Source organism: Microcoleus sp. BM001215392, assembly GCF_036700185.1.
Lineage (GTDB): Bacteria > Cyanobacteriota > Cyanobacteriia > Cyanobacteriales > Microcoleaceae > Microcoleus.
The window spans coordinates 4,079-8,686 of the sequence record NZ_JAUBOJ010000336.1 but is presented as its reverse complement, the minus strand read 5'-3'; the positions used below and the strand labels follow the sequence as shown (position 1 = coordinate 8,686).

At 47.5% G+C, this 4,608-nt stretch carries 4 protein-coding genes; all 4 read right to left on the bottom strand.

The features are described from left to right. Nucleotides 1-342 precede the first annotated feature (342 nt). The gene (locus tag QT974_RS26810) at nucleotides 343-1,473 is read right to left on the bottom strand and encodes an ABC transporter substrate-binding protein (protein WP_333471452.1); all 1,131 of its coding nucleotides are present in this window, start codon (nucleotides 1,471-1,473) and stop codon (nucleotides 343-345) included. Nucleotides 1,474-1,638: 165 nt separating this feature from the next. Continuing rightward, nucleotides 1,639-2,769, bottom strand: coding sequence for an ABC transporter ATP-binding protein (locus QT974_RS26805; RefSeq protein ID WP_333471450.1), 1,131 nt, complete (start codon nucleotides 2,767-2,769; stop codon nucleotides 1,639-1,641). A 257-nt stretch (nucleotides 2,770-3,026) separates the two neighbouring features. Continuing rightward, a complete protein-coding gene (locus QT974_RS26800) occupies nucleotides 3,027-3,689 on the bottom strand; it encodes a DUF4340 domain-containing protein (protein WP_333471449.1) in 663 nt (220 codons plus the stop codon). 254 nt (nucleotides 3,690-3,943) lie between these two features. Then, nucleotides 3,944-4,462, bottom strand: coding sequence for a hypothetical protein (locus tag QT974_RS26795; RefSeq protein WP_333471448.1), 519 nt, complete (start codon nucleotides 4,460-4,462; stop codon nucleotides 3,944-3,946). Nucleotides 4,463-4,608 lie beyond the last annotated feature (146 nt).

Here is a 4,608-nt window from a genome sequence, read left to right as displayed (position 1 = left end):
GCAAAGGAAGAGAAGAGAGAGATTAATACAGGACGATGAAGAGAGGATTTGATATCACTGGTGTTTACTCCAGCCTGAAACCATGATAAATATCACTTTTATTCGAGTCCCGATCCCCCTCGCATCCCCCTGGTGGGAGGGGGACTTTGAGCAGACTCTTGTCCCCCCCGAATTCAGGGGGGCGCCAGGGCGATCTAGACTCAGCTACCAGCCAGAGATACAGAGGGTTTCAGTCTTGATTTGACACCAACGATCCGCAATCTACCGCTAAAATAAGTAATTTCCTCAACCAGCCCCCACGATAAATCTAAATGTACATGAAATTTCTGGCAATAAATAAGATTAACCGCTGGTTAACTTAGTCCAATAGCGATCGTACACGTCTATAAATTTTCCTACCGGAGCCACACCTTCGCAATTTTTTAAAGTAGCCTCGGAAGGGAAAAGAATTTCGTTAGTCCGCACTTCCGGCGTCAGCAAACTAAAAGCATCTTCCGAAGGAGTTGAAAAACTGAGCCGTTCTACTAAAGAAGCAGCAACATCCGCTTGTAGCATAAAGTTGATCCATTTATAAGCTGCTTCGGGATTGGGAGCACCTTTAGGAATTACTAAAGTGTCAGTCCACAGGGAAGAACCGCTTTTTGGCACGACGTAGCGCAATTTGTCATTATCTGGAATGACTTCATTGGCATCAGAAGAGTAACACATGGCTAGTTTCAAATCCCCCGTCAGAATTTGCGGCCGCCAAGCGTCAGTCGTAAAAGAGGCGATCGACGGTTTTAACTCTACCAACTTTTCGTAAGCTTTTTTGACTTGCTCGCTGTTCGTAGAATTGAGAGAATAGCCCAGCATCCGGAGGGCCGCACCCATCACTTCTCGAACATCATTTGCCAGAGTCATTCGCCTTGTCAACTCCTGTTTGTGTTTCCACAAATAGTCCCAATCGACCGGAGGTTCTTTGAGCTGTTCGCTGTTGTAAATTAAGCCTGTGGTTCCCCAAGCCAAAGGTACGCTGTAGCGGTTTCCTGGGTCGTATACAGGGTTTTGGAACTGCTTTTTGAGGCGATCGAGTCCTCCCAAAATTGAGTGGTCTAATTGGCTCAACAGCCCCAGTTCCTTCATCTGAATCACCATGTAGTCAGATGGGTAAATGATGCTGTAGGCCCGGCCACCGCCGGCTTGAACTCTAGCCAGCATCGCCTCATTGGAGTCAAATACGTCTGCAACGACGCGGATACCGGTTTTTTCGGCAAAGCGATCGAGCAAAGCTTTATCGGTATAGCCAGCCCAAGTATAGATGAAAAGTTGGTCGGCAGCACCTTTGACCGGAGGAGCAGATTGTACGTCTGCAAGCCGCCACCCGCAACTGGAAAGGGCTAACCCAGAAATTGTCGCCGCCGAATTTTTTAGGAACTGACGGCGTGTGGAATTAGCCGGAATAATCCTGGAAATTGGTAGATTTGTCGGAGGCACAGATTCAAAAAATGGTAATTGGGAATTGGGAATAGGGCATTGGGAATAGGGCATTGGGCATTGGGCATTGGTTATCTGTTATTGGTTATTTGTTATTGGAACTAACAACTGACAACTGACAACAGTCAACAGTCAACAGTCAACAGTCAACAGTCAACAGACTAATTATTTTCTATCGCCCAAAGCGAGACAATCAGTAGTTCCCCAGTAAGCATAAATCGGCGTCTGCGGGTCTGGGAAAGAACCGCCCGTATTGGGTTGGCGCACCGTAATTTTATCGCCCGACGCCAACTCAACCACATAATAAACGTGGGTGCCCATGTACATGATATTTTTGAGTCGCCCTTCAAAGCAGTTGACCGACAATTCCGGCTGGTAGAGATTCAAATATACTTTTTCAGGCCGGACGCTAACCACCACAGAGTCACCGATGACGCCATTCCACATATCCGACTGCTGAACGACTATTTTCAGATTAGCTGATGTGCGAACTGTAACAGTCGATCGGTCGATCGCCTCCACCGTACCAGAAAACAAATTCGTATCGCCAATAAAATCCGCCACAAAAGCCGTCTGCGGGCACTCATAAATTTCTTCAGGCGAACCAATTTGCTCGATCCTGCCCTCGTGCATCACCGCAATCCGGTTAGAAAGACTCATCGCCTCTTCTTGGTCGTGAGTCACCATCACAAAAGTCAAACCCAACTCTTGATGCAAATTCGACAATTCCAACTGCATCTGCTTGCGCAACTTCAAATCCAGAGCACCCAGAGGTTCGTCCAGCAACAGAACCGCCGGTCGATTTACCAGAGCTCTCGCCAAAGCCACCCGCTGCTGCTGGCCGCCCGACATTTGACCCGGAAACCTGTTGGCGAAAGATTCCATTTTCACCAATTGCAAAGCTTCCTGTACCCGTTCTTCTACTTCCGATTTCCCGAGCTTTTTAATCCGCAATCCAAAAGCGATGTTGTCCCAAACATTCATGTGTCCGAACAAAGCGTAGCTTTGAAACACAGTATTTACCGGACGGCGGTAAGCTGGAGTATTCGTCATCGACTGGCCGCGAATCATCAATTCGCCCGCCGAGGGAGTCTCGAACCCAGCAATTAAGCGCAGCGTCGTAGTCTTACCGCAGCCGGAGGGCCCGAGAATGCTAAAAAATTCTCCTTGACGAATGCTGAGGTCAACTCCGCGGACTGCGGTTTCGCCATTAAATACCTTAAAGACCTTGCGGAGTTCAACGTCAAGCGCTGTATCCGTTGCTGTCGTACCTTGGTTGAGTGCTGTCTGAAACATATTCGCCCTTTCCTGGGAGTAATGCACGCCGCTTGAATACAGTTTAACTTTATACTTTTCTGTATTTTAGGCGAGGAATGTTGGAATTGAGAGGTTTTAGAATTTGTTCCTTAGATTTTATCTCAGAGCGCACCATTGTCAGCAACAGGCTTTCCGGCCTGTTCCACAAAGAGTGAATTTTCTTGTGGAACAGGCCGGAAAGCCTGTTGATAAAAGGCTGATTGAGAATGTTACAGCATCTGAGATCGACCTAGCATCTATTGATTCTCAGGACTTGGCGTGCCAGAAGCAGTGCCAGAAGCAGTCGGAGAGGGTGTTGGCGAGAGCTCTGTTTTGGGCGCTTCTGCTTTTTTCCACTCAGACAAAGGTCGTTGGACGGCATTTTTAAAGTCAAAAGGTACCAGCAGCACTGGCAAAGTTTGGGTCTTATTTTGAGGTGGCACTTCCGCCGGGTTGGCTTGGGCGTACAAGAAGCGGCCGCTAAAGTCTGTTTTGCCTAAAACTAGGCGGTGAGTTTCCTGGTTGTCCAGCTTGACTGTGACTGTGGCCTGCGGTTGGTCGAGACCGAATTCTGGCAGTTGAGCCGCAGTAATATCTATTGTGCGATCGCTCTTTCCTGTTCCCAGCCTATCTAGCAAAAAATCCACCGATGCCTGACTCGCGTGTGCTTGCACTGGTAATTTCATTTCCCAGCTAGACTTGCCTCCTTTTGTCGCATAAACTCGCTCAAAAGTCAAGATATTTTCCGGAGTTTTGACTGTAAAGAATTGTACGCGATCGGACTTGAAAGTAAAAATTTTATGTTTTTCTTCCTTAGCCACTTCCTGCTTTGGGGGCACTTGCATCTCGTACAAAGAAACTAACCCAATCATGCTGAGGGCGACGCCTATCAATATGAATGTATTTTTCTGCAATTTCATAATAACTCGGAATTCGGCATGGTCATTAGTGATTAGTGATTAGTCATTGGTCATTGGTCATTAGTCGTTGGTGGAAAAACAATAAATAGTTATTGTAGGGTGCGTCAGGGCTAACTATTTTGACAGCAGACTGATAATTATTCCTCTGACGCGCCCTAGGGGAATTGGTAATGGATTTAAAAACAAGAAAGAGGCAAATAAATCCGTTAAATCCGTTTCACAATCCGTTCCCTAACTTCCTTCTTCCTTCGCAATTATCTTCTCTTCCACCAAAGAGTGCCACCAATTCCCACTCCGAGTAAAGGCCAAATCATCCAAGCTAAAACCAGCAACAATCCTTGGTCAACAGTCATGTTAAGGCGGCGGTTGGTAGCTTTTTTCGGACTGATAGAAAAGCTTTGCTGGTCTGGTTTACTCAACCAACTGACCGAGTTGAGAAACACGTCGCTATTGAGTTGTTGCTCAAACCAACCGTTAGTCACAAATTGAGATGTACCAATTACTACCATGCGCGATGTTTTTCTAGGAGTTGAAGGAACAGAAGGACTTGTGGCTGGACTGGGGGATGGGGATGTTGTTGGTGTTGGTGTTGGTGTTGGTGTTGGTGTTGGTGTTGGTGTTGGCGAACTTTCTGGAGACTCTGTTGGTGTTGGTGTTGGTGTTGGTGTTGGTGTTGGTGTTGGTGTTGGTGTTGGCGAGCTTTCGGGAGACTCTGTTGGTGATGGCGAAGTCGTCGGTAATACTGGAGGCGTAGCTTCTTGGGAGACAATCACCGAATAGCTAATTGGGGAAGCTACAGGCGAAGTTGTTGGTGATGGCGAAGTTGTTGGTGATGGCGAAGGTTTGGGCGATGGCGAAGGTTTGGGCGATGGCGAAGTTGTCGGCGATGCTTGGGGTGAAGGCGATGGCGAAGTTGTCG